The following is a 25,205-nucleotide window of genomic DNA, read 5'->3' as shown; positions in this document are numbered from 1 at the left end:
GGGGCGGGGCAGGCGGAGCCTGCCCCCATCACCTGCCCAGGGGCCGCAGAGGCTCCAAAGTCAAGGGTGGACGAAGTCCATCGCGTAGCGACGCCGAAGGCGCCCTTGACTTTGGAGGGGCGGCCCCGTACGCAAGCGCCACCCCACCACCCGAACACCCCTCTTGCGATGCACCCCTCTTGCGATCACCCCTCTCGCCGATACACCCGCCTTCCCAAGGGGCGTTCGCGTTGCTGCGGTCAAAGGACGAGGTGGGCGCTTGTGGCCGCCAGGCGGAGCCGAGTTCGGTTCGGCGTTGCTTGTTCGGCGCCGGTTCGGTTCGCGTAGCGTGCCCGGGTGGTCGTGATACCGGAGGTGTTCGCGCGGAGCACCGTCGAGCGGGAAGGGGAGGCGGGCTCGGAGTGGCTCGCCGAGTTGCCGGGGATCGTGACGGAGCTGCTGGAGCGCTGGGAGTGCGTGCCGGACGGCGCGGTCATGCACGGCGGCGTCGGGGTCATCGTTCCGGTGCGGCGGGGCGGGGGGCCCGCTGTGGTGAAGGTGTCGTTTCCGCATCCTGGCAACGTCCATGAGCCGGACGCGTTCGCGGTGTGGGGCGGGCGCGGCGCGGTCCTGCTGCATGAGCGGGACGACGGGCGGTTCGCGATGCTGCTGGAGCGGGCCCGGACGGTCTCCTTGGCGGAGGGTGAGGACGTCGACGAGATGGTGCGGGTCGCGGGGCGGTTGAGCCGGCGGTTGAGCGTCCCGGCGCCGCCTGGCCTGCCACGGTTGCGGGACCGGGCGGACGGGTGGGAGGAGGAGCTGCGGCAGGACGCGCGGGAGCTGGTGCACGGGCTCGGTCCGCGTGTGCTGGACGCGGCGTTGGCGACGGTGCGCGAGCTGGGGCGTGTCCAGCCGGACACGCTCGTGCATGGCGACCTTCATCCGAGGAACATTCTGCGGGCCGATCGCGAGCCGTGGCTGGCGGTCGACCCGAAGGGGTACGTCGGGGATCCCGCCTTTGACGGTGGTGCGTTGTTCAAGGCGCTCCTGTTGAGGCTCATCGGGGCCGATGACCTCGGCAAGGCTCTGCGTCGGGTGATGGACGTGTTCGCGGAGGCGGCGGAGCTCGACCGTGAGCGTGTGCGGCGCTGGGCGCAGTTCCATGCGGTCCGGGGCGCGTTCTGGGCGCGCCGCCACGGGTTCCGGGTGGCCCGCGGCGGCCTGGCGTTGGAGCAGATCACCGCCCTCGCGGACGGCTTGGCGGAGTCGTTGACGGAGTGACGGGGCGGGTCACTGCTTGGGCGGCCAGCCCGAGAGCGGGAGCGGGCCGCGGCTGAGGACGGTGCGGATGGCGAAGGTGCTCCGTGCGTCGCGGACGGGGCCGATGGCGAGGATCTCGTCGAGGAGCACCCGCTCGTAGGTGGCGAGGTCGGCGACGGCGACCTCGACGAGGAAGTCGGCCTCGCCGGAGACGACGTGGCAGGCGACGACGGCCGGGATGGCGGTGAGGGCCGCCTCGATGGTCCGGGACGTCTCGCGGGAGTGCTGGTCGACCTTCAGGGCGATGAAGACGGTGAGGCCGAGGCCGAGCCGGTCGCGGTCGAGTTCTGCGCGGTAGCCGGCGATGACGCCGTCGTCCTCCAGTGCTTTGGTGCGGCGCAGGCAGGAGGACGGGGAGAGGCGGACGGTCTCGGCGAGGTCGACGTTGGCGGTGCGGCCGTGCTGCTGGAGCCGGTCGAGGATGGCGCGATCGATGCGGTCGTAACCTTGTTGCGGCATGCCGTGCAGCATATTGGCCCTGTAGTGGCACAGCATTGCGTTGAGAGCTTCCTGCGGGCTACAACATGCCATCGCGTGCCGCGGGTTTCGGGCGATGCTCATGGCATGTCTTCGAACCGGAACGATCTGTCCACCGCGGGTGCCACGGCCTTGTATGTGGGTGCTCTGCTCGGGCCCAGCCTGCTGCTCCTGCCGGGGCTCGCGGCGCGGGCCGCGGGGCCCGCCTCTCTGCTGGCGTGGGTCGGCCTGCTGGTGCTGTCCGGCCTCATCGCGGTGGTGTTCAGCCGTCTCGGGACGACGGTGGGCTCGACGAGCGGTGTCGCGGGTTATGCCGCGGCGGGGCTCGGGTCGCGGGCGGGGCGTGCGGCCGCCTGGTGCTTCCTCGGCGGGGTCGTGACGGGGGCGCCCGTGGTGTGCCTCATCGGCGGCGCGTACGTGGCGGAGCTGCTGAGGGCGGGGGACCGGACGGCGTTCGCGGCGGCGGGCGTCCTGCTCGCGATGGTGCTGGCGATGCGCCTGGCCGGCGCGAGGACGGGTGTCCGGGTGCAGCTGGCGCTGGTCGGGCTGCTGGTCGCGCTGGTGGTGCTGGCGGTGGCCGGGGCGGCGCCGTCGGCGCGCGGCGGGTACTGGCATCCGTTCGCTCCGCACGGGTGGGGGGCGATCGCGCGGGCGGCGTCGCCGTTGATGCTGGCGTTCGTCGGGTGGGAGGCGGCGGCCCCGCTGACGGCGCGGCTGCGGGATCCGCGGCGGCAGTTGCCGCGGGTGGTGGGGGCCGCGTTCGCCGTGACCGCCGTCCTGTACCTGGCGCTGGCGGCCGCGACGGTCGGGGTGCTCGGTCCGCGGGCGGGGAGTTCGGTGCCGCTGGCGGGGCTGCTGGAGGTCGCGGTCGGCGGGAGCGGGCGGGCGATCGCGGCGGTCGGCGCGGTGGTCCTGACGCTGGCGGCGACCAACGCCTATCTGACGGGCGCCACGGCGATGGCGTCCGCCCTGGCCGGGACACGACGGGGCCGCCCCGCCGGGACGGGGCGGGGGCAGGCCGCCGGGCTTGTCGCCGCGATCGCCGCGACCGGCGGGCTGCTGCTCGGCCTTGCGGCCAGCGGGCTGGTCGGAACGGCGCAGTTCGTCGCCGTCCCGACGGCGCTGTTCCTGGTCGTCTATCTCGCCTGCATGGCGGCGGCGGTCCGGGTGCTGAGCGGCATGGCGCGGGTCGCGGCGGCGGTCGCGTGCGTCACCGTCGTCCAGCTGCTGCTGTTCTCGGGGTGGGCGGCGCTGCTCGCCGCCGCCGTCGCGGTGACGGCGGCGGCGACCGAGGGCGTCCGGCGGTCAGTCCTTCAGGAGTGCGGAGGGGGCGGCGGACGCGTCATGGGCGACGGCGCCTGAGGCCCTGCGGCCGGTGCCGAGCATCAGGAGCAGGGAGCCGGCGGTCAGCGCGACGCCGAACCAGACGACGCTGGTGACGCCGAGGTTGTCGGCGAGCTGGCCGCCGAACAGGGCGCCGAGCGCGATGGAGGTGTTGTAGGCCATGGTGTTGAGCGACATCGCGGCCTCGAACGTCTCGGGGGCGGCGGCGAGGGTCATGTTGACCTGCGACAGCTGGACGACGCCGAAGGACAGCCCCCACAGGACCAGCGCGGCGATCGCGCCGGCCTTCCCGTCGCCGATGGCGAGGAGCAGGAGCAGGGACGCGACGAGCCCGGTGCAGCCGGCGGCGAAGCTGCCGCGCAGGCTCTTGTTCACCGTGAAGCCGGCGGCGAAGTTCCCGACGGCGCCGCCGATCCCGAAGATGATCAGCACGACGGTGATGAACAGGGGAGTGGCGGACGTGCTGTCCTCCAGGTACGGCCGGACGAACGTGTACGCGCCGAAGTGGCCGAGCACGAACAGCACGACGATGAACAGCACGGACCGCAGCGGCGCGTTCCGCAGCGGCAGCCCGAACACCTCGCGGACCGAGACGGCGTTGTCGGACGGCAGCGACGGCACGGTGGCGGCGACCGCGGCGAACACCAGCAGGCTCAGGCCGGACCAGATGAGGAACGTGGTCCGCCAGCTGGTGAGGTCCTCCAGGACGGTGCCGAGCGGGATGCCGACGACCGTGGCGATGGAGATGCCGGACATGACGATCGCGGACGCCCGGCTGGCGTGCCGTTCGGGGACGAGGCGCATCGCCATGCTGACGCCGATGGCCCAGAAGACGCCGCTGGCGAAGCCCATGACGAGCCGTGTCGTCAGGACGAGCGCGAAGTTCGGCGCGACGGCGGTGACGAGGTTCCCGAGGGTGAGGACGGCCAGCAGCGTGGACAGCAGCACGCGCCGGTCGACGCGGCGGGTCCAGGCGACGATGAACGTGACGCCGAGGCCGGCGGAGACGCCGTAGAGGGTGACCATCAGCGCGGCGACGCCGACGGGGACGTCCAGGCTGGTGCTGAGCGGGGTGAGCAGGCCGACGGGCATCAGCTCGGTGGTGAGGAAGGTGAACAGGCTGGCCGTGATCACGGCCACGCCCAGCCAGGCCCGCAGGAGCGAGTGCGGGCGTCCGGTGCGTGCGACCATCGCGAGTAACCTTTCAACGTTGAAATGTTCAACGTTGAGGAAGGTAATCCGATGATACCTTCATGTCAAACAGTTCAACGTTGAGGAGTTTCTGGTGGGGCGTGACGCCGTCGACCTCGTCCTGGAGCAGTGGGCCCGCGCGCGCCCTGACCTCGACGCGTCCCCCATGGGCGTGCTCGGCCGGCTGACCCGGGTGACGCGCATCGCCGAGCGCGAGCTCAAGGCGCTGTTCGGCGAGTTCGGGCTGGAGCGCGGCGAGTTCGACGTCCTCGCCACCCTGCGGCGCGCGGGCGCGCCCGGCGGCATGACGGCCGGTGATCTGGCCCGTTCGTCAATGGTGACCTCGGGTGCCGTCACCAACCGCCTCGACCGGCTCGTCGCCAAGGGTTACGTCACGCGCGACGTCGACCCCGGCAACCGGCGCAGCGTCATCGTCGCCCTCACGCCCGCGGGCCGCGACCTCATCGACCGCGCCGTCGTCGCCCACCTCGAGAACGAGCAGCGCATCCTCGCCGCGCTCGACCAGGACCAGCGGGACGCTCTCGCCACGACCCTGCGCACGCTGCTGCTCAGCCTCGGCGACGAGGCCGACGAGGCCGACGGCGCGGGCGAGGCGAGCCGCGCGGGCTAGGTGTTCAGCCAGGCGGCGATGTCGTCCAGCACGGCCGGGTCGACGTGCTGGGGGCGGTCGTAGCCGGCGGGCGTCGACGGGCCGGTGCCCGGGAAGAACAGGTGGTCGTCGGCGGCGTACACGCGCACGGTGACGTCCGGACGGCCGCCCAAGGCCGCCTGCCAGCGGGACAGGTCGTCCTCGACCGTGACCTGGTAGTCGCGCCCGCCTTGCAGGATCAGCATCGGCTTGCCCACCTCGGCGGCGGTCGCCACGGGGTCGTAGGCGCGCATGTCCAGCCAGTACGGGGCGGAGAGGCCGAACGGCAGGTCCGCCGCGGGCGTCGCCGGGGACAGTCCCGGGTCGGCGACCCGGGCGGCCTGCCGGACGATGGCGGCGACGGCGGCGTCCGCGTCCGGGCCGGGGTTCAGGGACGCGAGGTACCGCGTCACGCGGACGGCGGCCTCGTGCATCGGCTGCGCGTCCCCCGCCATGATCACCAGACCGGCGACGGACGGCTCGGCGGCGGCGACGCGCGGGGCCGCCTTGCCGCCCATGCTGTGGCCGAGGACGAACACCCGCGCGGCGTCCACGCCCGGCTCGCCGCGGAGCAGCCGGACGGCCGCGACGGCGTGCGGGACGTACTCGTCCGCCATCGTGAAGCCGGGATCGGCGGCCACCTCGGCGGGGTGGGCGTGGGTGGCCTTGTCGAAGCGCAGTACCGCGACGCCGCTGGTGGCGAGCCCCCAGGCGAGGTCCTTGAGCGGTTTGTTGGGGCCGCTGGTCGCGTCGCGGTCGAACGGCCCGCCGCCGCTGAGCAGGACGACGCCGGGACGCGGCCCGCCCGTCCGGGGCAGGGTGAGCGTGCCAGGGACCGCCTGCGGGCCGGAGCCGACGGTGACCTCGCGCTCCTCGAAGGCCGACGGGTCGGCGTAGGGCGGCGGGTTCCACGACGCGGCGGTGCCGCCGGGCGCGAGGCGGAGGCCGTTCAGCAGGCCCGCGCCGTCCACGGACATCACGACGGTCAGCGCCCCGCGCTCGCAGCCGACCGGCACGCTCACCCTGGTCAGGTCCGCGCCGAACGGCTCGGCCGCCGGGTCCCCGACGGACGTCACCGGGCCGTGGCGGGCGATCTCGTCCGTCCACGCGACGCGTACCGTCCCGGCGGACGCGACGGCCCGCAGCGGGGCCGCGAACAGCGCCTCGACCTCGGTGAACCGTCCGTCCCGCAGCGACCGGACGACTCCGGCCGCGATGGCCTCCGCGTCTCCCATCCCCACCCCTCTCAAGTTTGAGAAAGGTAACACGGATGAGATCGTAGGGCCATGGACACCCTGGAGCTGCTCGCCCACCCCGTCCGGCTGCGCGTCGTCCACGCGATGCGCGGCGGCCGGCTGCTCACCACGTCCGAGCTGCGCGCGCGCATCCCGGACGTGTCGAAGGCGACCGTCTACCGGCACATCGAGCTGCTCGTCGACGGCGGCGTCCTGGAGGTCGCGGAGGAGCGCCGGGTGCGCGGCGCGGTCGAGCGCCGCTACCGGCTCCGCCAGGACCGCGCGGTGATCGACCCGGACGCGCCGCTGTCCCGCGACGACCACCGGCGCGGGTTCGCGGCGGCGACCGCCGCCCTCCTCGCCGAGTTCGGCGCCTACCTCGACCGCGACGGCAGCGACCCGGCCGCCGACCTGGTCGGATACCGGCAGCACGCCGTCTGGCTCAGCCGGGAGGAGCTGCTCGAGCTGATCGCCGGGATGCGCGCCGCGATCGCCCCGCGGCTCGCGAACGGCCCGGCGCCCGGCCGCGCCCAGTACCTGCTGAGCCCGATCCTCTTCCCGATCGAGCCCCCGGCGGCGGGCCCGGAGTCCACCTGACGGCCCGCCTCACCGCGCCGATCCCGCGTCCGGCGCACCCGGCGCACCCGGTGTGTCCCGCTTACCCGGTGCGTCCCGCTCATCCCGCGTGCCCGCCGCATCCGGGGCGTCCGGGCGCGGTGGCCCCGGGATCTCCTGTTCCGGCCGGACGCGGGTCCTGACCCAGGTCCGCAGGGACTTCGGCCGCGGCTCCGGCCCGTACCGGCCGCGCGGCGCCACCGCCATGATCGCCGCCGCGGCGGCCTCGGCGACCTGCCCCGACGACGCCCGGGCGCGGCCGTCCGGCGGTTCCGGCACGGGCCGCAGCTCGCGGGGACGGCCCACGATCTCCACGCCGCTCCGCCGGAGTACGGCCACGTCCTCCTCGGCCCACTGCCCGACCAGCTCTCGCATCGAGTCCGGGACGGCGACCGGCCCGCCGCGCTCGTCCCGCACGAGCAGGCCGTTCAGCAGGATCTCCTCGCGCAGCGCGCGGCGCTCGAACGTGCTCCAGCCCGAGTCGTCGAGCCGCCGGTTCAGCGCGACCATCAGCTCGGTCTCCTCGCTGGTCAGCCCGCCGTGGGTGCGGCGCGCCCGCACGTCGGCGGACGGCCGGCCCGCGCAGCCGCGGGCGCCGACGGCGGCGGCGAAGCGGCGCCACAGCAGGTCCGGCGGCGAACCGGGGTTGATCACGACGCGGACCCGGTCCGGCCCCACCGCGGCGGACCACCGCCGGACCAGCCCGCCGAGCCAGAACGCCCGCCACAGGTGCAGGTCCAGCTCCTCCTCGATCGCCTCCGGGCCGCGCTCGCGCTGCTCGGCGAGCGCCGCGAAGTACTCCTCGATCGTGGAGTGCCGCCCGTTGCGGACGTGCTGCTGCCACAGCGACGGCAGCGTCCGGTCCAGCCGGCGGGTGGTGATCACGATCTCGACGCCGGCGCCGTCGAACTCGGCCAGCAGCCGCGCCACGGCCGGCGACCGGATCACCGAGAGCGCCTCGGCGGAGATCAGGACGGTGCCGGGCCAAGCGCGGACCTTCTCCATCAGCCGCAGCCACTTGTCGCGCTCCCCGGCGGCGTCGTCCGGTGCGACCCACGGGTACTCGCCGCCGAGGAGCCCGCGCGTCGCGCGCTCGTGGTTCTCGATCGCGTCGGGGATGACCTCCCTGATCGAGTCCGGGTAGAGGATGCCCGCCTCCTCTGCGAGCGGCCCCGCGATGTGGCCGAGCACGTCCTGCAGATAGGTGGTGCCCGACTTCTGCTGCCCGATGTGCAGGATCACCTTCGATGCCATGGACCCGCCCCCTTCCCCGGCCCCGGGGAGTGCCTCCCCGGGCCCGGGAGCGCTGAGAACCCGGCGTTTTCCCTGGTCATCGCACCATAGGCGGGTCCGGGGCGGCGGCAGAAGGCGGGCGGGCGAAGGTTAGCGCAGGGTTAACGCGCTCTTCCCCGTTCACGCAGCCTTCTTTCAGGCTTCGGTCAGGGTCCTCGTCCACGCGTCGACGGTGACGACGTCGGCCTGCCGCGGGAAGACCTTCTCGGTCAGGACGCGGTGGACCTCCGGGTCGGCGTCGGCGCAGCCGTCCGCGAGGACGGTGATCTGGAAGTCCAGGTCGGCGGCCTGCCGCAGGGTGGACAGGACGACGCCGCTCGTCGCGATCCCCGCCAGCACCAGGTGGTCGATTCCGCGCGAGCGCAGGACGAGGTCCAGGTCGCTGCCCGCGAACGCGCTCACCCGCTTCTTGGTGATCACCGGTTCGCCGGGCCGCGGGTCGAGGTCGGGGTGGATCGCGGCGTTCGGGTCGCCCGGGGTGAAGGCGCCGTCGGGCAGGGCGCCGAACGCCTTGTTGCGGGGGTGCTTGTCGGGGTGGCCCTCGCGGAAACCGACGACGACGTGCAGCACGGGCACGCCGGCCTTGCGCGCCGCGTCCACGGCGCGGACCACGCGCGGCAGGTAGGCGTCGTCCTCGACGCGTCCGACCATCGCGTTCTGCAGGTCCATCGCGAGCAGGGCGGTGTTCGTCATGACTGTCCAATCTCTCGGGTGGCCGGGCCGACGCGGCCCAGGGAGCGGTCCACCACCGTCACGACCAGGAACGCGACGGAGATGGCGAGCATGAACCAGGCCAGGTGGTGCATCCCGGGCGTGCCGGCGCGCTGCCCGAAGAACGCGCCGTTGGCCGCGGACGCGACGATCGCGCCGAGGTAGCCGAAGGTGCGCAGCAGCCCGGCGGACGACGCGAGCCGTTCCGGGTCGGCCTGGTGGTAGACGGCGTTCTGGAGGGCGAGGCTGTTCAGCCCCTGCGGGACGCCGACGACGATCGCGACGGCCACGATCAGCCAGATCGGGCTGGCGGAGTGCAGGACCAGCAGCAGCGCGCACGCGGCGACCTGCCCGGCGGCGCCCGCGAGGAGCTTGCCGCGGATCTCCGGGCGCCGTCCCGTGAGGGTGGAGACGATGATCGCGGTGCCGAAGAGCGGCAGCTGCGCGAGGCCCGTCTGCGACGCCGACAGGCCGCGTCCCTCCTCCAGCCATTGCGTGTAGCCGTAAAGGAACGCGTACGTGACGACGTAGGCGAGGAGCGCACGCGCGAACGTGAGGAGCAGCGGCTTGTTGCCGCCGAGCACGCGCAGGTCGATGAACGGGGCGTCCACGTGCAGCTCGCGGACGGCGAAGGCCGCTGCCGCCACGGCCACGACCGCCAGCAGGTACAGGTGCCCGAGGGCGGGCTCCATGAGGAACACCAGCAGCGAGACGAGCATGACGGCGAAGAGGCCCATGCCCATCAGGTCCAGGCCCGCCAAGCGAGGCTCGCCTTCGGCGCGTTCCGGCAACGGCGTCTTGGGCAGGCGCAGCAGGCCCAGTGCGATCCCGGCCAGCGCCAGCGGGATGTTCAGCGCGAGCGTGGTGCGCCAGCCGCCGAGCCCGATCAGCAGGCCGCCGAGGGACGGCCCGACGACCGCGATGGTCTGCGTGGTCACGGCGAGCGCCGTCAGGACGCCGGCCGGGCTGTCGTGCCCGGTCCGCCGCGCCTCGCTGCGGATCAGCGACATCGCCGCCGGGTAGCCGGCGCACGTCCCGAACCCGAGCAGCACCCGCGCCCCGATCAGCACCCACAGGTTCGGCGCGAGCATGCCGACGACCCCGGCGAGGCCGGTCAGCGCCGTCCCGGCGAGGAACAGCCGGCGCGGCCCGAACAGGTCGATCAGCCGCCCGACCACCGGCTGCCCGATCGCCGTCGCCAGGTACAGCGCGGAGATCAGCCAGGCGGTGCGGGACGGCGGCGCCCCGAACGCGGCGCCGATCGGCACCAGCGCGACCGAGATGATCGACGAGTTCACCGGGTTCAGGACGCTGCCGAGCATCATCGGCGCGAGGAGCCGCCGGTCGAACCCGTCCGGCGGGCGGTCCGCGCCGCCGCCGCGGCGGCGCAGCGAGCCCGCGACCTGGGTGAGCACCGAGGTCATCGGCATCGCCGTCCCCGCGGCGCGGTCCCTTCCCGTGCTCGTTCCGTTCCGTCCGTCTCGTCCATGCCCTCCACGGTAGTTTCTACAGGCTGAGCTGTCCAGTTAAAACTGAACAAATGGAGCTGAGCAGGCCAGGCTGGCTGAATCGCGGGCTCGGGGGGCCCGCAGGGCAGGTGTGAACGCCCGTACGGCTCGCGCCTACGGGCCGGATGGGATGGGCCTAGTAGACGAGCGCCTGCACGTCAGGAGCGGTGATCTCCTCGACGAACGTCGGGGCGCCGGCGATCCGGATGCCGGGCAGCACGTCGTCAGGGCCGATGCCGCGGCGCGCCGCGCACTGCGTGCACAGCGTGACGCGTCCGGCGGCGAGGATCACGGCGAGCAGGTCGTCCAGCGGCGTCGCGTGCTCCAGCTCGAAGCCGGCGGCGCGGCCGGGCAGGGCGAACCACGCGGACTCGCCCGTCAGCCACAGCGAGATGGGCACGCCGCTGGCCGCGGCCGCCGCCGCGACCGTGAACGCCTGGTTGCACCGCTCCGGCGCGTCCGCCCCCGCAGTCACCTTGATAACCAGAGGTCTCGCCATAGGCGCACTCTAGCCCCGCGGGCGCGCGTAGCATCGTGCGGCGTGGGCGGCATGGTGAACGCGGGTGTCCTGGTCCTCGCTCTCGCGCTGGTGGCGGTGGCGGCCGTCCTGCTGGTGGTGCGGCTCGGGCGCCTGAAATGACCGGTGCGGGGACGCGGCGGGACGGCGTCCGCGCTGAGGCCGCGCCGTTGCCGCCCGCGAGTGGCGCGATGATCCGCCCGCGCCGCTACGCTCGGTGCTCATGGAGTTTGAGCTGCACCCCGACCTCGAACCGCTGAAGTTCCTCCTGGGCACGTGGGAGGGCGCCGGCGTCGGCGGCTATCCCACGATCGAGGGCTTCAACTTCGGGCAGGAGATCTCCTTCACCCACGTCGGCAAGCCGTTCCTCGTCTACGCCAGCCGCAGCTGGCTGATCGAGGAGGACGGCACGCTCGGCCGCCCGCTGGCCATGGAGACCGGCTACTGGCGTCCCCGCCCGGAGCACCAGGTCGAGGTGACGCTCTCGCACCCCACCGGGATCGTCGAGATCTACGTCGGCAACGTCGCGTTCAACCGCGTCGAGCTGCAGACCGACGTGGTGGCGCGCACCGAGTCGGCCAAGGAGGTCACCGCGGGCTCGCGCCTGTACGGCCTCATCGGCGAGGACCTCGGCTGGGCCTACGACATGGCCGCCATGGGCCAGCCGCTCCAGTCGCACCTGTCGGCGCAGCTCAAGCGCGTCGGCTGACGCCCCGCCCCGCACGTCCCGCCGGCGCGCACGTCTCGCCGGCGCGCACGTCTCGCCGCCGCGCACGTCCCGCGCGTCCCGCTGGTGCGGGCGTCACGGCTGCGGGGAGGCGCGGGCGCTTCATGGGCCCGGACATGGAACGATCCCCGGACCTTCCCGCGGGTGCGGGGCGACGGACAGGACTGGTCCATCGGTCCGGGGATCGGGTAACTGCCTGGTATTCGCCGGTCACCGTCGCGACCGGTTGCCACCGCCGGGGGCGGCGGCGCCGAGGCGGAACGGCGACTAGCGGACAGTCACCTCGCGAGTCCCAGAATCAACCATCTCTTGGACCACCTCCTTTCGCGCGTACCCCGCACGCTATGTGAGCCGCGGGCGCGGAGGCAAACGAGTTTTCGGCGGACCCGTCCGGCATACACTCGGGGCATGGTCGAGTCGTGGCAGGAGGAGCTGCGGGCCAAGGGGTACCGGGTCACTCCCCAGCGCCAGTTGGTGCTCGAGGCCGTCACCAACCTCGAGCACGGGACACCCGAGGACATCTGCACCGAGGTGCAGCGCACCGCCCGCGGCGTGAACATCTCCACCGTCTACCGGACGCTGGAGCTGCTTGAGGAGCTGGGGCTCGTCAAGCACGCCCACCTGGGCCACGGGCCGCCGAACTACCACCTCGCCGCCGAGGCCGAGCACATCCACCTGGTGTGCCGCGGCTGCCACACGGTGGAGGACGTCGCCCCGAAGGCCGCGGCCGGTCTCGCGGAGCTGCTGGAGCGCGATTTCGGGTTCGAGACGGACGTGCACCACCTCACGGTGTACGGGCGGTGCAAGGAGTGCCGCGCGACATAGTCTGGCTCCATGGAGAGCCCGCTGCTGCAGTCGCCCGGGGCCGTCGCCGCCGATGAGCCCGACCAGGAAGTCGCCGCGCACTACGGGGAGCCCGCGCAGGAGCAACGCGCGCTCGAACGCGGCACGGGCTTCGTCGACCGCGGGAACCGGGGCGTCGTGCGGGTCTCCGGCCCGGACCGGCTGAGCTGGCTGCACAGCCTGCTGAGCCAGCACCTGGACGCGTTGAAGCCGTTCGAGCCGACCGAGGCGCTGCTGCTAAGCCCGCAGGGCCACATCGAGCACCACATGTTCCTGGTCGACGACGGCGAGGCCGTGTGGATGCACGTCGAGCCGGGCCGGGCGCCCGCGCTCGCGGAGTTCCTCGACCGGATGCGGTTCATGCTCCGCGTCGAGGTCGTGGACGTGTCGGACGAGTACATGGTGATCACCGGACCGGAGGGCGGCGCGCTGGGGGACGGCGGTCTCGCCTGGCCCGACGCCGCCGGCACGGTCACCCGGATCGTCCCGCGTTCGGACGGTTTCCCGGACGGCCTGCGTCCCGCCGGGATCTGGGCGTACGAGGCGCTGCGGATCGCCGAGCGGCGCCCCCGCTTCGGCCTCGACACCGACCACCGGACGATCCCGCACGAGGTCGGGTACGTCGAGACGGCCGTCCACCTGAACAAGGGCTGCTACCGGGGGCAGGAGACGGTCGCGCGCGTCCACAACCTGGGGCGCCCGCCCCGGCGGCTCGTGTTCCTGCACCTGGACGGCAGCGTCGACCGGCTGCCCGCGCACGGCGACCCGGTGGAGGTCCCCGGCGGTCGGACGATCGGGTTCGTCGGGTCGGCGGCGCGCCACCACGAGCTGGGGCCGATCGCGCTGGCGCTGGTCAAGCGCAACGTGCCGGTGGACGCGGAGCTGCTGGCGGGCGGCGTGGCCGCCGCGCAGGAGGTCGTGGTGTCGCCGGACACCGGGGCCAACGCGCAGATCGGTCTCCGGAGGCGGCCCGCAAATCGGGGGTAAAGCGGCGACCCTCGGGGCAAAATCGTCTGATATAGACGATTTCTGACCGGCCACCGCCCGGGGAAGGTGGATTCCTACCGATGGTCGCGAACCTGGGGAGAGAGAAGCCGCCGGCCGCACGCAAGGGGACTCGCCGCCGCCGTCCCCGCCGGGAGTCCGCGCTGCTGTGGTGGGCCCTGTTCGCGGCGGTCGCCGTCGCCGCCTGGTACCTGCACTCGTGGCGGGTGGCACTGCTCGGGCTCCTCGGCTGGTGCCTGTACGAGTTCCTCCTCGTCCCCACGCTGTGCCGGGTGCTGACGCGCCAGGGCGTCCCGTGCATCGAGCGCGCGCGCGGACGGCTGTTCGCCTGCACGCCCGCCCACCAGCACGTGAAGAACGACGCGCTGTGGAAGCTCATCGGGATGCGCAACCCGTCCCGCAGGAAGCCCGACCCGGACGAAACCGCCGCCGACACCGGCGTGGTCGTGTACTCGGCGAGCGTGCGCGGACGGCTCGCCCCGGCGGACCGGGCGCTGATCCTGCTCGCGGGCGTCGGAACCGTCGTCACCGTCGTCGGCATGGTGTACGGCTTCGGCTGACCCGGGCGGCCCCGGCCGGCGCCGGGCCGTCCGGGGCGCGGTCGGTGCCGCCGCGGTTCGCCGCTCGGGGGGCGTTGTGGCAGCCCGTCAGATGTCGACGACGAGGGTGATCGGGCCGTCGTTCACGAGCGAGACGGCCATGTCCGCGCCGAAGACGCCCGTCTCCACCTTGGCGCCCAGGTTCCGGAGTTCCCGGACCACCGCGTCCACGAGGGGCTCCGCCACCGGGCCCGGTGCGGCCGCCGTCCAGGTCGGCCGGCGGCCCTTCCGCGCGTCCCCGTAGAGTGTGAACTGGCTCACCACGAGCAGCGGCGCGTTCACGTCCGAGCACGACTTCTCGTCCTTGAGGATGCGTAGGCCCCACAGCTTCGCGGCCATCCTGCGGGCCCTGGCCTCGTCGTCGTCGTGCGTCACCCCCACCAGGACCATGAGGCCCGGCCCGTCGATCTGACCCACGACGCGCCCCTCCACGGACACGCTCGCCTGACTCGCCCTCTGGACTACGGCACGCATGACCATGCATTCTGCCGCCTATGGGAGCAACGACGCTCATCACGGTGGCGCCCACGGGCGCGGAGTCCGCCAAGGCGGACGTCCCCGCCCTGCCCGTCACCCTGGATGAACTGGTCCAGACGGCCAAGGAATGCGAGGCGGCCGGCGCGGCCGTCATCCACGTGCACATCCGCGACGACGACGCGCGGCCCACCCTCGACCCGTCCCGGCTGCGGGACACGGTCGCGGCGCTGAGGGAGAGCACGGGGCTGATCGTCCAACTGTCCACGGGGGGAGCCGTCACCGACCCCTACGAGGACCGCCTGCGCGTCCTGGACGCCGCGCCGGACATGTGCTCGCTCACCTGCGGCACGGTCAACTTCGGCGACGACGTCTTCATGAACCCGTGGCCGTTCATGGTGGAGCTGTACCAGCGCACCCAGGAACTGGAGGTCGTGCCCGAATTCGAGCTGTTCGACCTCGGGCAGGTGGCGTCGCTGCACCGCCTGCTGGACAAGCACGGCCTCCCGTACGGCGGTCACGTGCACTGCGACCTCGTCATGGGCGTTCCCGGCGGCATGCCTGGGGACGCGCGTACGCTCGTCGCGGCCGTTGACGCGCTCCCTGAAGGGGCGACGTGGTCGGCCACCGGTATCGGCCGGACGTCCCTGCCCGTCCTGTTCGCGGCTCTGTCGGCCGGTGGGCACCTGAGGGTCGGCATGGAGGACACGGTCACCTTCGCCAAGGGACGGCCCGTGAGCGCCAACGTGGAGCTCGTGGAGCGTGCGGCATCGGCCGCCGCTCTGGCGCAGCGTCCCGCGATGCCGGCCGCCGACGCTCGCACGCTTTTGGGCGTCAAAGAGCGCTGACCTGCCTGGACATCATCGGCCCCGGACCGTTATCCACAGAATGCGGTTCGGGTTCACTTCGGTGCGGTGGGTAACCACCATGGAGACACGCGGGCCCGGCCGGCCCGCGTTCACCGACGACAGGGGGCGCAGTGCAGATCAATCCCGTACTCGTGGAGGTCGAGCGGTCCGGGTTCGTGGAGTCGCGGCACCGCGGCGCCGCGATCGGCCTCGACGCCGGCGGCGAACCGGCGGTGCGCGCGGGCGCGCCGCAGGAGCCGGTCTTCCCGCGCTCGGCGAACAAGCCGATGCAGGCCGTCGCGATGCTGCGGTCCGGCCTCGACCTCGACGGCGAGCTGCTCGCCCTCGCCGCCGGCAGCCACTCCGGCGAGGACTTCCACGTCGAGGGCGTCGAGAAGATCCTCGCCGGGGCGGGCCTCGGCGCCGCCGACCTGCGCTGCCCCGAGCAGTGGCCGCTCGACCCCGAGACCCAGCAGGAGGTCGCGCGCACGGGCGGCGGCCCTTCCCGGATGCGGATGAACTGCTCCGGCAAGCACGCCGCCATGCTCGCGACCTGCGTCGCCGCCGGATGGCCCACCGAGGGCTACCTCGACCACGGCCACCCGCTCCAGCTCGCCGTCCGCGCCGTCGTCGAGGAGCTCACGGGCGAGACCGTCGGCGCCGTCGGCGTGGACGGCTGCGGCGCGCCGCTGTTCGCCGTCTCCGTGGCCGGCGTCGCCCGCGCGTTCCGCGCCCTCGTCCTCGCCGGGCCCGGCACCCCCGAGCGCCGCGTCGCCGACGCGATGCGCGCGCACCCGCAATGGACGTCCGGGACCCGCCGCGAGGAGCGCCTGCTCATGGACGCCGTCCCGGGCCTGCTCGTCAAGTGCGGCGCGGAGGGCGTGGACGCGTTCGCCTTCACCGACGGCCGCGCCGGGGCCGTCAAGATCGACGACGGCGCCATGCGGGCCCGCACGCCGGTGACCGTCGCCCTGCTCCGCGCCCTGGGCATCGACCAGCCCGCCCCGAGTGCCCTCGACGACCTGGCGACCGTCCCCCTCCACGGCGGCGACGCGACGGTGGGAGCCATCCGCCCCGCCCCCGACGCCTTCCCCGCGCCCACCTGACCCCGCGCCGCCGCACGCCGCTCATCGGGGCCACGCGGCGGCAGCGTTCGCGCCGGGCCACCGGGTTCGTGCCGGGCCACCGGGTTCGTGCCGGGCCACCGGGTTCGTGCCGGGCCACCGGGTTCGTGCCGGGCCACCGGGTTCGTGCCGGGCCACCGGGTTCGTGCCGGGCCACCGGGTTCGTGCCGGGCCACCGGGTTCGTGCCGGGCCACCGGGTTCGTGCCGGGCCACCGGGTTCGTGCCGGGCCACCGGGTTCGTGCCGGGCCCGGCCTGCGCCGGGCTCCTCCGACGGTCCTGCTCGTCCCCGGCCCGCCTGGCGGGGACAAAGATCAGGCCCCGGCGGGTGGCCGGGGCCTGAGCGGGGCTGCGGGCGTGGTCAGGAGCTGGGTGCGTGGTCAGGAGCTGGGTGCGTGGTCAGGAGCTGCGGGCGTGGTCAGGAGTCGTGCTTGGGGCGCTTCAGGGAGTCGACCTCGTCCTTCAGGGCCGCCCTCTCCTTGACGATCTTGGCGCGCTCCTTGAGGGTCTTGTTGGCCAGCCCCCGGCCGGTCTGGACGCGGGGCTCACGGCCCGGCTGCGGGTTCTCGTACAAGAACTCCTCGTCCTGCTCGGACGTGGGCGGGTAGCTGTGCGAGAACATGCCGGGACGGTAGTAGTACAGCCCGCCCTGCTCCATGCCGCGATGGTTCGTCTGGTCGTTGCGGCGCTCCGGATGGACCTTCCGCGACGACGCGGTGACCGTGACATAGAGCCAGGCCAGCAGCCCCACCGTCGCGAGCACCGGAATGATCCATGCCCAGAAGATCGGCCCGATGGGGTCGGTGTTGGCGTAGGCCATGGCGAGCATCCCGTCCACCTCCCGATGGTCGGCCGTTACGGGGACGCCTACGGATGTGTCCGTTAATTCGCCGCATTAACCTCAGGCGTCGGTATCGGGGCCGGTGAACCGAGCGTCCGGTTGCGTCCGGCGGGCAGGCCGGGGACGGCGAGCGCCGCGCAGACCCCCAGCACGGCGATCATCGGAACGGTCCAGCCGCCGGTGGCGTCGTGCAGCGCGCCGATGACGAGGGGGCCGAGGGCCGCGATGACGTAGCCGACGCCCTGCGCCATGCCGGACAGCTGCGCCGCGGTCGCGGCGTCGTGCGCGCGCAGGCCGATGAACGACAGCGCGGTGGCGAACCCGAGACCCTGGCCGACGCCGAGGACGACCGCCCACAGCCACACCGTGGCGATCGGCGCCCAGGCGACCCCGGCGAACCCGACCACGCACAGCGTGCACGTCAGCGTCACCAGCGGCCGCTGGTCGCGCATCCGGCGCTCCAGCAGCGGCACGCCCAGCGAGCCGACCGCCTGGATCGCCGCGGTCAGCGCCAGGACGTAGCCGGCGGCGGTGTCGCTCATCCCGCGGTCCTGGCAGATCGTCGGCAGCCAGCCGAGCACCACGTACGCCAGCAGCGACTGGAGGCCCATGAACACCGTGACCTGCCAGGCCAGACCGGTGCGCCACACCAGCGCCGCGGCGGCCCGCGAGGGCGGCGCGGACGGTGCCGAGCGCGCGGCCCGGGAGGCCCGCACCGCCTTCGGCAGCCAGATCAGGCCGGCGATCGCCGCGGGCACCGCCAGCAGCCCGAGCGGCAGCCGCCACGACGAGCCGAAGGCGTCCTCGATCGGCACCGCCAGCCCGGACGAGATGGACGCGCCGCCGCTGACGGCGAGCGTGTACACCGCGGTGACGGTGGTGATCGAGTCGGGATGGTCGCGCTTGATGATGGCGGGCATCGCGATGTTGCCGACGCTGATCGCGATGCCCGCCACCAGGGACCCGGCGAACAGCGGGAAGGGCGCGTCCACGAGCCGCAGCAGCAGCCCGACGATCAGCAGGCCCATCGCAGTGACCAGCAGCGTCTCGCTGCGCGGCGGCCGCCGCAGGAAGGGGGCGAGCAGCCCGTAGGAGCCGAAGAACACCAGGGGCAGCGTGGTGAGCGCGCCCGCGGCCGTCCCGGACAGGTGGAAGGCGTCCTGGATCTCGGTCAGCACCGGCCCGACCGCGGAGATCGCCGGCCGCAGGTTGACCGCGACCAGGACGATCAGCAGCACCGACCCGAGCAGTCCGCCCCGCCGCCCCGTCACCGCCCCTCCCCACCAGCCACCCGACCCCGCCCGGGGCCGGTCGCCTGGGCTTGCCGGGCGTCGGTCGGCTGGGCCTGTCCGGTGCCGGTCGCCTGAGCTTGACCGGCGTCGGATGCTCGTGCCCGACCGTCGGTCGGCTGGGGCTGACCGGCGGTCGTCCGAGCCTGAGCGGCGTCGGTTGCCCGAACTCGCCCGGCGCTGGCTGACGGGGTCGGGCCTGGGGCCGGGTGGGGGGCGTGGTCGCTGGGAGGTGGGGTGGGGTGGGCTAGGAGGGTGTCCAGGACGGCGAGGGTGGGTTCGACGACCGCGGCGGCGGCGCGGGCGGCGGCGTCCGGGTCGGACGCGATGATCGCGTCCAGCACGGCCCGGTGCCGGGCCGGACCAGCCTCCGGCACCTCGTGGTCGAGCCGCACGGCGCGCATCGCCTCGCCGAGCCGGACGATGAAGAACCGCATCGCCTCGATGAGGACCGGGTTGCCGCTCGCCTCGGCGACGCCGAGGTGGAAGCGCGCGTCCGCGGCGCCGAACTCGGCGGCGCCGTGCTCGTCCGCGCCGGTGGCCTCGTCGCGGGCGCGCAGCAGCTCCTCGAGCCGCTCCAGGTCGGCGGCCGTGCGGCGGCGCGCCGCGAGCCGGGCCGCCTGCACGTCGTAGGCGAGCTGCACCTCGAAGACGTCCCGGGCCGACGCGTGCGCGACGCCGCCGAGCAGCGGGCGCGGGTCCGCGCTGCTGCGCACGTAGGTGCCGTCGCCGCGGCGCACCTCCAGCACGCCGCAGTGCGACAGCGCGCGGATCGCCTCGCGGACGGCGGGCCGGCTCACGCCGAGCTGCGCGGCGAGGTCCAGCTCGCCGGGGATGCGCTCGCCCACCGGCCAGGAGCCGCCGCTGACCTGCCGCTGGAGCTGGTCGAGCACGGCGTCGACGGTCGAGCCGCTCGGGACGGGACTCAACGCCACCATGACCTCCCTCTGTAAGATGTCAGACATCTTACGAAATGTCCCTACCCGCCTCCGTGCCGGGGTGGGCCGGAGGCGCCCCGCGGCGCCGCTACGCGCCTCTCGAAGCCGGGTGGGCGGAAGGCAGTCTCGCGCGGCCGTCACGTGCGACCCGCGCGGCCGTCACGTGCGGGCCCGCGGCGCCGCCACGCAGGGGCCCGTGGCGCTGCCACGCAGGGGCCCGTGGCGTGGGGACGTGTGGCTTCGCGGCGGCGTGTGGGGGGCCGGGGCGGTCGGGTGGTTGAAATCCGGACGGGGGGTACCGGTCTGGGGCGAGGAGGTGTCGCCACATGCTCGGCAGTTCCGTTCACATCGGGGACATCTACCTGTACACGATCGGGCCCGTGGTGATCTTCCTGGCGATCGCGGGCTGGCTGGTCCTCACGATCGTGGCGTCCAAGGAGCGCAGGCGGCCGGTGGGCCGGGACCCGCAGATGCCGCACCGCGGCGACGTGACGGGCGGCATCCTGCGCGGCAGCCCGTCGCAGCGCAACCGGCGCGACCCGGCGCTCACCCCCGCCGAGCGGGAGCTGGCGCGGCTGGAGGCCGAGCGCGAGGAGGCCGCGCGCCGGGAGGCCGCCGCGCGCGACGCCGCCGAGCGGGAACGGGCCGCGAGCGCGCGCGCCGCCGCGACGTGGCGCAAGTTCGACCCGCTTCGCTGGATCCACAAGAGGCACGCCGGGAACATCCGCCAGATCAAGTGACGCGCCCCCTCGCCGCGGATCCCCCCGGACGCGGCGCCTGCCGGAACGGCCACCACACCCACCCCCCGGATCGGCAGGCGCCGTCCGAGCCCGCGGCGGCCGCCGAGTCCCCTCCCGGCGCCGTCGCGGGCCCGACCCGCGGGGTCAGAGGCCCCGGGACTGGGAGATCGAGCCGGACGTCGCGAGGGTGAAGGTGCGCATCGACTCGGCGAAGTTCGACAGGTCCCACTCGGCGGGGCCCTCGTACCAGTAGAGGTTGTCGGCGCCCTCGGCGCGCTCGCCGGCGTCCTTGACCGTCTCGGCCCACTTGCCGACGACGTCGAAGACGACCGCGTACGGAAGGAACCGGGAGAACAGGGCGATGCGCTGCTGGGAGGCGGTGTGCTCGGCGTCCGGGATCGCGCCGCGCTCCAGGAACGCGCGGAAGCCGATCGTGTGCGCGAGGACGGTGGAGCCGCGCGCGGTCTTGGCGGGCATGTACTGGCCGCCGTAGGCGAGGGCGGCGCCCGCGATGATCAGCGCGAGGCCGGCGAGCGCCCACTCGGTGGTGAGGGCGAGCGCGACGGTCGCGGCGATGCCGAGGACGGTCAGCGCGATGCCGGACACGGTCCACCGGGACCGGACGGTGTCGGGCCGCCGCGCGAACCAGCCCTGCTTCACCACGTCGTCGTACATCGCGGCGCGGACCTGCGCGAGCTTCGTGGCGAACGTGCCGCCGAGCTCGGACAGCTTCACCGCGTCGCGGGGCGCGCCGTCCCGGCCGGTCATCAGCGCGTCCAGCAGGATCCGCTCGTAGGGGAGCAGGTCGACGACGGGGCGGTCGAGGCGGCGCAGCGTCCAGTCGAGGCGGCCGGTGCGGGCCCGGTCCTCCTCCTCGATCAGCAGGTAGCCGCGGACGGCGAGGTCCACGATCGTCGCGGTCACGTCGATGACGTCGGCCTGCTCGTCGATCAGGGTGCCGATCTGGCCGGGCCGGACGCCGTTCGGCGGCTCGAACTCGGCGCCGACGACCGGGGGCTGGTCGCCGACGGAGGCGTGCTTGCCGACGACGCGGGCGTCGCGCCCGCGCAGCAGGTACAGCGCGGCGACGCCGCCGCCGAGCAGCACCAGCAGGCCGAGCAGGACGCCGCCGGTGACGGCGTTGACGGAGAACGCGGTCGCCACGGTGTGCCGCCGCTCGTAGATCGCGTGGCCGCCGGTGGTGCCGGGCGGGAGCCCGGCGACGACCGTGAGGTACTCGCCGGGCAGCATCTCGCGCTGGCTGTAGACGCCCTGCGTGTGGGCGTGGTTGGTGTAGTACTGGGTGCAGCCGATGGTGCTCTTGAGCGGTCCGGCGAAGCAGTTGACGCTGCGGATCATCGCGGTGGCGTCGACGGTCGCGCCGGCCTCGTCGACGGGGACCCGCCAGCCGCCGGCGGCGGGCCAGCGCAGTTCCTCGGCGGAGCCGAGCTGGTCGATGGCGCCGCGCAGGTCGTACTCGAGGACGACGGTGTGCCGGCCGGTGAGCTTGCCGCTTCCGGTCACCTTGACCGTGGTGTCGGTGTCGCCGGTGGACGTGGAGACGCGGGTGGGGCCGCCGTCGGGGCTGGTGGCGCGGAGGGCGCCGAGCTCGTAGACGCGGTCCTGGGTGACGCTCTCGTGGGTGCGTGTCGGGAACGTCCGCCGGAACCCGGAATGCCCGGCGAACTGGTAGACGATGGTCTCCTTGACCCGGATCACGCCGCCCTTGCCGGGGGCGAGGGCCACGTCGTCCTTCAGCACCCGCTCGGCGTCGGCGGCCCGTGCGGGCACGGCCGCGGCGCGCTCGCCCGCCGCCGCCGGACGCTCCGCCGCCCCCGCGGACGCGCAGGTCGCGAGGGCGAGGAGGGAACCGGCCGCCAGCGCGAGCATCACCGGTCGCAAACGACACAACGCCGCAAGAGCAGACATGGCCGCAAATGGTAGCGGGAACGCGTGCGATGATTCTGCGCTATGGCAGGTCACTACCCCCCGCCTCCGCCGGCGCCCCCGTACGGTCCGCCTGCCTACGGTCCGCCGCCGCAGTACCGGTACGTCCCGGCGCGCAGGCCGCCGCGCCGCAGCGCCGGCGGGACGATCGCGGGGATCTTCGGCGGGCTGACGGCGGTCGTCGTCCTCGGGATCCTCGGCTTCTCGCTGTTCGGCGGCGAGGGCGGCATCGGCACGCACGTCCGTTCGGCGGCGCCGCGGACGGCGACGCGCAGCACGGCGACCGACAACAAGCTGTACGCGACGGGCGCGCTGACGCCGGTGCGGTGCGTCCTGCCGCGGCTCGCGCCGGGTCCGGCGTCCATGCGCCGGTTCATGAACGTCCTGAGCGACTGCCTGGACGCGTCGTGGAGCAGGCAGTTCAAGAAGGCCGGGATGCGGTTCGACTCCCCGAACCGGGTGTTCTGGCAGACGCCGGGGTCGAGCCCGTGCGGCAGCTACCCGGCGCCGGGCGCGTCCGCGTTCTACTGCCCGGCGAACAACACGATGTACGTGGGGCTGACGAACGTGGTGGAGACGTCGGGCGGCGAGCCGCTGTCGCACTATGCGGTGTTCGCCCGGGTCGTCGCGCACGAGTACGGCCACCACGTTCAGGATCGGGCGGGCATCCTGCTGTACGGCGACGCGGAGATGGAGAAGGGCGACACCGCGACGCGGACGGAGGCGAGCCGCCGCATCGAGTTGCAGGCGCAGTGCTTCGCCGGGACGTTCCTCGGTTCGGAGCGGGCGACGCTGCCGATGACGCGGGCCCAGTACACCGCGATGATCATCGACGTGCGGGGGCGCGGCGACGAGCGGCTGCCGCCCGACCAGCGCGACCACGGGTCCGGACGGCACTACGCGGGCTGGGTGATCACCGGCTTCAAGGGCCGCGACCTGTCGGTCTGCAACACCTGGACGGTCCCGCCCTCCGACGTCAGCTGACCCCCGCCGGCGTGGAGCTACTCATCGGTAATTGAGTGCGGGTACTCATGCCCGCGGCGCCGCGCCGCCGCAGACTCGTGGCATGTCGAACACCACTCCGCCCGCGCAGTCGGGCAGCGCCGCGTTCTTCGTCCAGGCCGCGATCTCGTTCGCGGTCTCCAGCATCGCCGTCGCCGCCGGCGTGGTCTACCTACCGGTGAGCGCGTGGGTCCGGGCGTTCCTGGCACTCGGCCTGCTGTACGTGATCACCTCGACGTTCACGCTGGCCAAGTGCGTGCGGGATCGCCAGGAGAGCGCGGCGGTCACCAACCGCGTCGACCAGGCGCGGCTCGACAAGCTGCTCGCCGAGCACGACCCCTACGCCAACCCGTCCCTGTGACGCGTGGCCCCGCCCGTCCGTCCGAAGCGCGCAGAGCACCCGGCACCGTCCGCCGGGTGCTCTGTGCGTTTCGGACGGATATCGTCCGCACCCGGGTCCATGACTGTGAGGGGACTCACGGCGGAGTGCTAGCTGTAGTGCTTGCAATAGCAAGCACGATGACGCAGGGTGGAGACATGGCAAGTTCGAAGGTCGGCTCGATCGGGGAGTACATCCGGGAGCAGCGGACGCGGGCGAAGATCTCGCTGCGCCAGCTCGCGGACGTCTCGGGCATCTCCAACCCGTACCTGAGCCAGATCGAGCGCGGGCTGCGCAAGCCGAGCGCCGAGATCCTGCAGCAGATCGCCAAGGGGCTGCGGATCTCCGCCGAGGCGCTGTACGTGCAGGCCGGAATCCTGGAAGAGCGCGAGGCCGACACCGACGTGCAGGCCGCCGTCCGGGCCGACCTCCTCCTCACGGAGCGCCAGAAGCAGGTGCTGCTCGACATCTACGAGTCGTTCCGCAAGGAGAACGAAGCCGCCGGAGTGTTCGGAGAAGCCGGGCACGACACCCCAGAGCAGGATGGAAAGGAAGAGGTCGGATGACGCTGGCCAGCAGTCTCCGCGAGAACAGGGCCGTCTACGCCGTGGCCGGCGCCGGCGACTTCGCGGTGGAGAAGCTCCGCGAGGTCCCCGAGCAGGTGACCCGGTACCAGGGCAAGGCCCGCGAGGCCGCCTCCAAGTACCAGGGCGAGGTGCGCGAGACCGTCGAGCGCTACCGCGGCGAGGTCCGCAAGACCGTGGACCGCTACCGCGACGAGGTCGACGCGAAGGACCTGCCGGGCGCCGCGGTCGCGTACGTGACCCACGTCGGCACCCGCACCGTCGAGTTCATCGACGAGCTCACCGAGCGCGGCAAGCGCGTCGTGCACCGCGAGGCCGCCGAGGTCGCCGCGATCGCCGAGGCGGACGAGAAGCCCGCCCCGAAGGCGCGCGCCGCGCAGCCGAGGAAGGCCGCGCCGCAGGCCCGCTCCGCCAAGAAGAGCGACGCCTGACACGCACCCGCCTGAGCAGCGGTTTCAGGGCCCGTCCGGGAACACCCGGGCGGGCCCTGACGTCTTTGACAGTGAACGGGCCCGCCCCGCGCGGCCCGGGAGCGCGGGATCGGGACCGGTCCCCGCGGATCCGGGCCCAGGCGGGCCGGGCCGCATAAGGTTGGGACGCAAGTGTGCGCGACGCGAGGGTCGCCGTCCGAGACGAGCGGGAGTGCTGATCACCGATGGCGGACTTCAGTGTGCTGGACTACTTCTTCTGGCTGCTGCTGATCATCGCGTTCGTGATGGAGGCCTGGGCGCTGATCGACGCGCTGACCGTGCCGCAGGGCGCGTACGCGGCGGCGAGCAAGCAGAGCAAGAAGCTCTGGATGATCATCCTGATCGTCGCGGCGGTGGTCGGCGGCGCGTACGCGGCGGTGCCCTACGCGCTCGGCGTGCACCCGATCGCGCTGTTGCTGAACATCCTGCCGGTCGCCGCGTTCATCGCGGGGGCCGTCTACCTCGCCGACGTCCGGCCGGCCGTCGCCCCGTTCAAGAAGCGCGGCGGCGGGCGCGGCAGCACGAACATGGGCCCGTACGGCCCCTGGTGAACCGGC

28 protein-coding genes are annotated in these 25,205 nt (G+C 73.5%); 16 read left to right on the top strand and 12 right to left on the bottom strand.

The annotated features are described in order from the left end of the window. Positions 1-426: 426 nt before the first annotated feature. Entirely contained in the window at positions 427-1,260 is an 834-nt protein-coding gene (locus F9B16_RS13915; protein ID WP_225991608.1) for an aminoglycoside phosphotransferase family protein, read from the top strand. A gap of 9 nt (positions 1,261-1,269) precedes the next feature. Here F9B16_RS13915 and F9B16_RS13910 read toward each other — a convergent pair whose 3' ends face one another. Beyond that, positions 1,270-1,758: an Lrp/AsnC family transcriptional regulator gene (locus tag F9B16_RS13910; protein ID WP_151540457.1), complete on the bottom strand. Its 489-nt coding sequence runs from the start codon at positions 1,756-1,758 to the stop codon at positions 1,270-1,272. A 105-nt stretch (positions 1,759-1,863) separates the two neighbouring features. On the opposite strand from F9B16_RS13910, the gene F9B16_RS13905 reads away from it, so the two are divergent. Continuing rightward, on the top strand, positions 1,864-3,138 hold the full coding sequence (locus F9B16_RS13905; RefSeq protein ID WP_151540456.1) for an APC family permease: 1,275 nt from the start codon (positions 1,864-1,866) through the stop codon (positions 3,136-3,138). Here F9B16_RS13905 and F9B16_RS13900 read toward each other — a convergent pair. Then, positions 3,082-4,311 (bottom strand): MFS transporter, encoded by a 1,230-nt coding sequence (locus F9B16_RS13900; protein WP_151540455.1) that lies wholly within the window; start codon positions 4,309-4,311, stop codon positions 3,082-3,084. The two genes, F9B16_RS13905 and F9B16_RS13900, sit on opposite strands and share 57 nt — an antisense overlap. A 94-nt stretch (positions 4,312-4,405) precedes the next feature. On the opposite strand from F9B16_RS13900, the gene F9B16_RS13895 reads away from it, so the two are divergent. Further along, positions 4,406-4,942, top strand: a complete 537-nt coding sequence (locus F9B16_RS13895; RefSeq protein WP_318839231.1) for a MarR family winged helix-turn-helix transcriptional regulator — start codon at positions 4,406-4,408, stop codon at positions 4,940-4,942. Here the strand turns inward: F9B16_RS13895 and F9B16_RS13890 are convergent. Further along, positions 4,939-6,195 (bottom strand): alpha/beta hydrolase family protein, encoded by a 1,257-nt coding sequence (locus F9B16_RS13890; protein WP_151540454.1) that lies wholly within the window; start codon positions 6,193-6,195, stop codon positions 4,939-4,941. The two genes, F9B16_RS13895 and F9B16_RS13890, sit on opposite strands and share 4 nt — an antisense overlap. 51 nt (positions 6,196-6,246) lie before the next feature. Here F9B16_RS13890 and F9B16_RS13885 point away from each other — a divergent pair, with 51 nt between their 5' ends. Next, complete coding sequence (locus F9B16_RS13885; protein ID WP_151540453.1) at positions 6,247-6,792, top strand: helix-turn-helix domain-containing protein; 546 nt, start codon at positions 6,247-6,249, stop codon at positions 6,790-6,792. A 9-nt stretch (positions 6,793-6,801) separates the two neighbouring features. On the opposite strand, the gene F9B16_RS13880 is transcribed toward F9B16_RS13885, so the two are convergent. From F9B16_RS13880 to F9B16_RS13865, 4 genes are all read right to left on the bottom strand, one after another. Continuing rightward, positions 6,802-8,064, bottom strand: coding sequence for a hypothetical protein (locus F9B16_RS13880; protein WP_192808779.1), 1,263 nt, complete (start codon positions 8,062-8,064; stop codon positions 6,802-6,804). Positions 8,065-8,238: 174 nt separating this feature from the next. Beyond that, positions 8,239-8,796, bottom strand: a complete 558-nt coding sequence (locus F9B16_RS13875) for a cysteine hydrolase family protein (protein WP_151540452.1) — start codon at positions 8,794-8,796, stop codon at positions 8,239-8,241. Continuing rightward, the gene (locus tag F9B16_RS13870) at positions 8,793-10,238 is read right to left on the bottom strand and encodes an MFS transporter (protein WP_151540451.1); all 1,446 of its coding nucleotides are present in this window, start codon (positions 10,236-10,238) and stop codon (positions 8,793-8,795) included. Before F9B16_RS13870 ends, F9B16_RS13875 begins: the two co-directional genes overlap by 4 nt. Before the next feature lie 220 nt (positions 10,239-10,458). Beyond that, a complete protein-coding gene (locus tag F9B16_RS13865) occupies positions 10,459-10,821 on the bottom strand; it encodes a DsrE family protein (RefSeq protein WP_151540450.1) in 363 nt (120 codons plus the stop codon). Positions 10,822-11,062: 241 nt separating this feature from the next. Here F9B16_RS13865 and F9B16_RS13860 point away from each other — a divergent pair, with 241 nt between their 5' ends. The 4 genes from F9B16_RS13860 to F9B16_RS13845 all read left to right on the top strand — a co-directional run bounded on the left by F9B16_RS13860 (position 11,063) and on the right by F9B16_RS13845 (position 13,974). Further along, the gene (locus tag F9B16_RS13860) at positions 11,063-11,548 is read left to right on the top strand and encodes an FABP family protein (protein WP_151540449.1); all 486 of its coding nucleotides are present in this window, start codon (positions 11,063-11,065) and stop codon (positions 11,546-11,548) included. A gap of 426 nt (positions 11,549-11,974) precedes the next feature. Continuing rightward, complete coding sequence (locus F9B16_RS13855; RefSeq protein WP_151540448.1) at positions 11,975-12,391, top strand: Fur family transcriptional regulator; 417 nt, start codon at positions 11,975-11,977, stop codon at positions 12,389-12,391. A gap of 9 nt (positions 12,392-12,400) precedes the next feature. Continuing rightward, the gene (gene ygfZ, locus F9B16_RS13850) at positions 12,401-13,396 is read left to right on the top strand and encodes a CAF17-like 4Fe-4S cluster assembly/insertion protein YgfZ (protein ID WP_151540447.1); all 996 of its coding nucleotides are present in this window, start codon (positions 12,401-12,403) and stop codon (positions 13,394-13,396) included. An 80-nt stretch (positions 13,397-13,476) separates the two neighbouring features. Next, positions 13,477-13,974, top strand: coding sequence for a hypothetical protein (locus F9B16_RS13845; protein WP_151540446.1), 498 nt, complete (start codon positions 13,477-13,479; stop codon positions 13,972-13,974). Between the two features lie 87 nt (positions 13,975-14,061). On the opposite strand, the gene dtd is transcribed toward F9B16_RS13845, so the two are convergent. Beyond that, a complete protein-coding gene (gene dtd, locus F9B16_RS13840) occupies positions 14,062-14,487 on the bottom strand; it encodes a D-aminoacyl-tRNA deacylase (RefSeq protein WP_151540445.1) in 426 nt (141 codons plus the stop codon). 20 nt (positions 14,488-14,507) lie between these two features. Here dtd and F9B16_RS13835 point away from each other — a divergent pair, with 20 nt between their 5' ends. Together F9B16_RS13835 and F9B16_RS13830 are read left to right on the top strand one after the other, a co-directional pair. Continuing rightward, positions 14,508-15,335 (top strand): BKACE family enzyme, encoded by an 828-nt coding sequence (locus F9B16_RS13835; RefSeq protein ID WP_151540444.1) that lies wholly within the window; start codon positions 14,508-14,510, stop codon positions 15,333-15,335. Between the two features lie 131 nt (positions 15,336-15,466). Then, positions 15,467-16,441 carry an asparaginase gene (locus F9B16_RS13830; RefSeq protein ID WP_151540443.1) on the top strand — a complete coding sequence of 325 codons (975 nt, stop codon included), beginning with the start codon at positions 15,467-15,469 and terminating at the stop codon, positions 16,439-16,441. Positions 16,442-16,876: 435 nt separating this feature from the next. On the opposite strand, the gene F9B16_RS13825 is transcribed toward F9B16_RS13830, so the two are convergent. From F9B16_RS13825 to F9B16_RS13815, 3 genes are read right to left on the bottom strand one after another with little or no spacing between them, the layout of a single operon-like run. Then, positions 16,877-17,296 carry a hypothetical protein gene (locus tag F9B16_RS13825; RefSeq protein ID WP_151540442.1) on the bottom strand — a complete coding sequence of 140 codons (420 nt, stop codon included), beginning with the start codon at positions 17,294-17,296 and terminating at the stop codon, positions 16,877-16,879. A 44-nt stretch (positions 17,297-17,340) separates the two neighbouring features. Then, on the bottom strand, positions 17,341-18,570 hold the full coding sequence (locus F9B16_RS13820; protein ID WP_151540441.1) for a CynX/NimT family MFS transporter: 1,230 nt from the start codon (positions 18,568-18,570) through the stop codon (positions 17,341-17,343). Beyond that, positions 18,567-19,526 carry a FadR/GntR family transcriptional regulator gene (locus F9B16_RS13815; protein ID WP_151540440.1) on the bottom strand — a complete coding sequence of 320 codons (960 nt, stop codon included), beginning with the start codon at positions 19,524-19,526 and terminating at the stop codon, positions 18,567-18,569. Before F9B16_RS13815 ends, F9B16_RS13820 begins: the two co-directional genes overlap by 4 nt. Before the next feature lie 326 nt (positions 19,527-19,852). Between F9B16_RS13815 and F9B16_RS13810 the strand changes: the two genes are divergently transcribed. Continuing rightward, a complete protein-coding gene (locus F9B16_RS13810; RefSeq protein ID WP_151540439.1) occupies positions 19,853-20,266 on the top strand; it encodes a hypothetical protein in 414 nt (137 codons plus the stop codon). Between the two features lie 144 nt (positions 20,267-20,410). On the opposite strand, the gene F9B16_RS13805 is transcribed toward F9B16_RS13810, so the two are convergent. After that, a complete protein-coding gene (locus F9B16_RS13805; RefSeq protein ID WP_225991610.1) occupies positions 20,411-22,156 on the bottom strand; it encodes a DUF2207 domain-containing protein in 1,746 nt (581 codons plus the stop codon). An 81-nt stretch (positions 22,157-22,237) separates the two neighbouring features. Here F9B16_RS13805 and F9B16_RS13800 point away from each other — a divergent pair, with 81 nt between their 5' ends. From F9B16_RS13800 to F9B16_RS13780, 5 genes are all read left to right on the top strand, one after another. Continuing rightward, positions 22,238-23,197: a neutral zinc metallopeptidase gene (locus tag F9B16_RS13800; protein ID WP_151540437.1), complete on the top strand. Its 960-nt coding sequence runs from the start codon at positions 22,238-22,240 to the stop codon at positions 23,195-23,197. Between the two features lie 82 nt (positions 23,198-23,279). Continuing rightward, positions 23,280-23,576 (top strand): YiaA/YiaB family inner membrane protein, encoded by a 297-nt coding sequence (locus F9B16_RS13795; RefSeq protein WP_151540436.1) that lies wholly within the window; start codon positions 23,280-23,282, stop codon positions 23,574-23,576. A gap of 176 nt (positions 23,577-23,752) precedes the next feature. Beyond that, positions 23,753-24,160 (top strand): helix-turn-helix domain-containing protein, encoded by a 408-nt coding sequence (locus F9B16_RS13790; protein ID WP_151540435.1) that lies wholly within the window; start codon positions 23,753-23,755, stop codon positions 24,158-24,160. Beyond that, complete coding sequence (locus tag F9B16_RS13785; RefSeq protein WP_151540434.1) at positions 24,157-24,609, top strand: hypothetical protein; 453 nt, start codon at positions 24,157-24,159, stop codon at positions 24,607-24,609. Before F9B16_RS13790 ends, F9B16_RS13785 begins: the two co-directional genes overlap by 4 nt. Positions 24,610-24,833: 224 nt before the next feature. Then, on the top strand, positions 24,834-25,199 hold the full coding sequence (locus tag F9B16_RS13780; RefSeq protein ID WP_194737415.1) for a DUF2516 family protein: 366 nt from the start codon (positions 24,834-24,836) through the stop codon (positions 25,197-25,199). The last annotated feature ends 6 nt before the right edge of the window (positions 25,200-25,205 follow it).

It is taken from the genome of Actinomadura montaniterrae (assembly GCF_008923365.1).
GTDB classification, from domain to species: domain Bacteria; phylum Actinomycetota; class Actinomycetes; order Streptosporangiales; family Streptosporangiaceae; genus Spirillospora; species Spirillospora montaniterrae.
Note: the sequence above shows the minus strand (reverse complement) of the source record. Positions and strands in the feature narration are given on the sequence as shown.

Coding starts and splice junctions, on each gene's coding strand:
- F9B16_RS13910 (WP_151540457.1), bottom strand. CDS start 1,758: ATGCCGCAACAAGGTTACGACCGCATCGATCGCGCCATCCTCGACCGG.
- F9B16_RS13905 (WP_151540456.1), top strand. CDS start 1,864: ATGTCTTCGAACCGGAACGATCTGTCCACCGCGGGTGCCACGGCCTTG.
- F9B16_RS13900 (WP_151540455.1), bottom strand. CDS start 4,311: ATGGTCGCACGCACCGGACGCCCGCACTCGCTCCTGCGGGCCTGGCTG.
- F9B16_RS13890 (WP_151540454.1), bottom strand. CDS start 6,195: ATGGGAGACGCGGAGGCCATCGCGGCCGGAGTCGTCCGGTCGCTGCGG.
- F9B16_RS13885 (WP_151540453.1), top strand. CDS start 6,247: ATGGACACCCTGGAGCTGCTCGCCCACCCCGTCCGGCTGCGCGTCGTC.
- F9B16_RS13880 (WP_192808779.1), bottom strand. CDS start 8,064: ATGGCATCGAAGGTGATCCTGCACATCGGGCAGCAGAAGTCGGGCACC.
- F9B16_RS13875 (WP_151540452.1), bottom strand. CDS start 8,796: ATGACGAACACCGCCCTGCTCGCGATGGACCTGCAGAACGCGATGGTC.
- F9B16_RS13870 (WP_151540451.1), bottom strand. CDS start 10,238: ATGACCTCGGTGCTCACCCAGGTCGCGGGCTCGCTGCGCCGCCGCGGC.
- F9B16_RS13865 (WP_151540450.1), bottom strand. CDS start 10,821: ATGGCGAGACCTCTGGTTATCAAGGTGACTGCGGGGGCGGACGCGCCG.
- F9B16_RS13860 (WP_151540449.1), top strand. CDS start 11,063: ATGGAGTTTGAGCTGCACCCCGACCTCGAACCGCTGAAGTTCCTCCTG.
- F9B16_RS13855 (WP_151540448.1), top strand. CDS start 11,975: ATGGTCGAGTCGTGGCAGGAGGAGCTGCGGGCCAAGGGGTACCGGGTC.
- ygfZ (WP_151540447.1), top strand. CDS start 12,401: ATGGAGAGCCCGCTGCTGCAGTCGCCCGGGGCCGTCGCCGCCGATGAG.
- F9B16_RS13845 (WP_151540446.1), top strand. CDS start 13,477: ATGGTCGCGAACCTGGGGAGAGAGAAGCCGCCGGCCGCACGCAAGGGG.
- dtd (WP_151540445.1), bottom strand. CDS start 14,487: ATGCGTGCCGTAGTCCAGAGGGCGAGTCAGGCGAGCGTGTCCGTGGAG.
- F9B16_RS13835 (WP_151540444.1), top strand. CDS start 14,508: ATGGGAGCAACGACGCTCATCACGGTGGCGCCCACGGGCGCGGAGTCC.
- F9B16_RS13815 (WP_151540440.1), bottom strand. CDS start 19,526: ATGGTGGCGTTGAGTCCCGTCCCGAGCGGCTCGACCGTCGACGCCGTG.
- F9B16_RS13810 (WP_151540439.1), top strand. CDS start 19,853: ATGCTCGGCAGTTCCGTTCACATCGGGGACATCTACCTGTACACGATC.
- F9B16_RS13805 (WP_225991610.1), bottom strand. CDS start 22,156: ATGCTCGCGCTGGCGGCCGGTTCCCTCCTCGCCCTCGCGACCTGCGCG.
- F9B16_RS13800 (WP_151540437.1), top strand. CDS start 22,238: ATGGCAGGTCACTACCCCCCGCCTCCGCCGGCGCCCCCGTACGGTCCG.
- F9B16_RS13795 (WP_151540436.1), top strand. CDS start 23,280: ATGTCGAACACCACTCCGCCCGCGCAGTCGGGCAGCGCCGCGTTCTTC.
- F9B16_RS13790 (WP_151540435.1), top strand. CDS start 23,753: ATGGCAAGTTCGAAGGTCGGCTCGATCGGGGAGTACATCCGGGAGCAG.
- F9B16_RS13785 (WP_151540434.1), top strand. CDS start 24,157: ATGACGCTGGCCAGCAGTCTCCGCGAGAACAGGGCCGTCTACGCCGTG.
- F9B16_RS13780 (WP_194737415.1), top strand. CDS start 24,834: ATGGCGGACTTCAGTGTGCTGGACTACTTCTTCTGGCTGCTGCTGATC.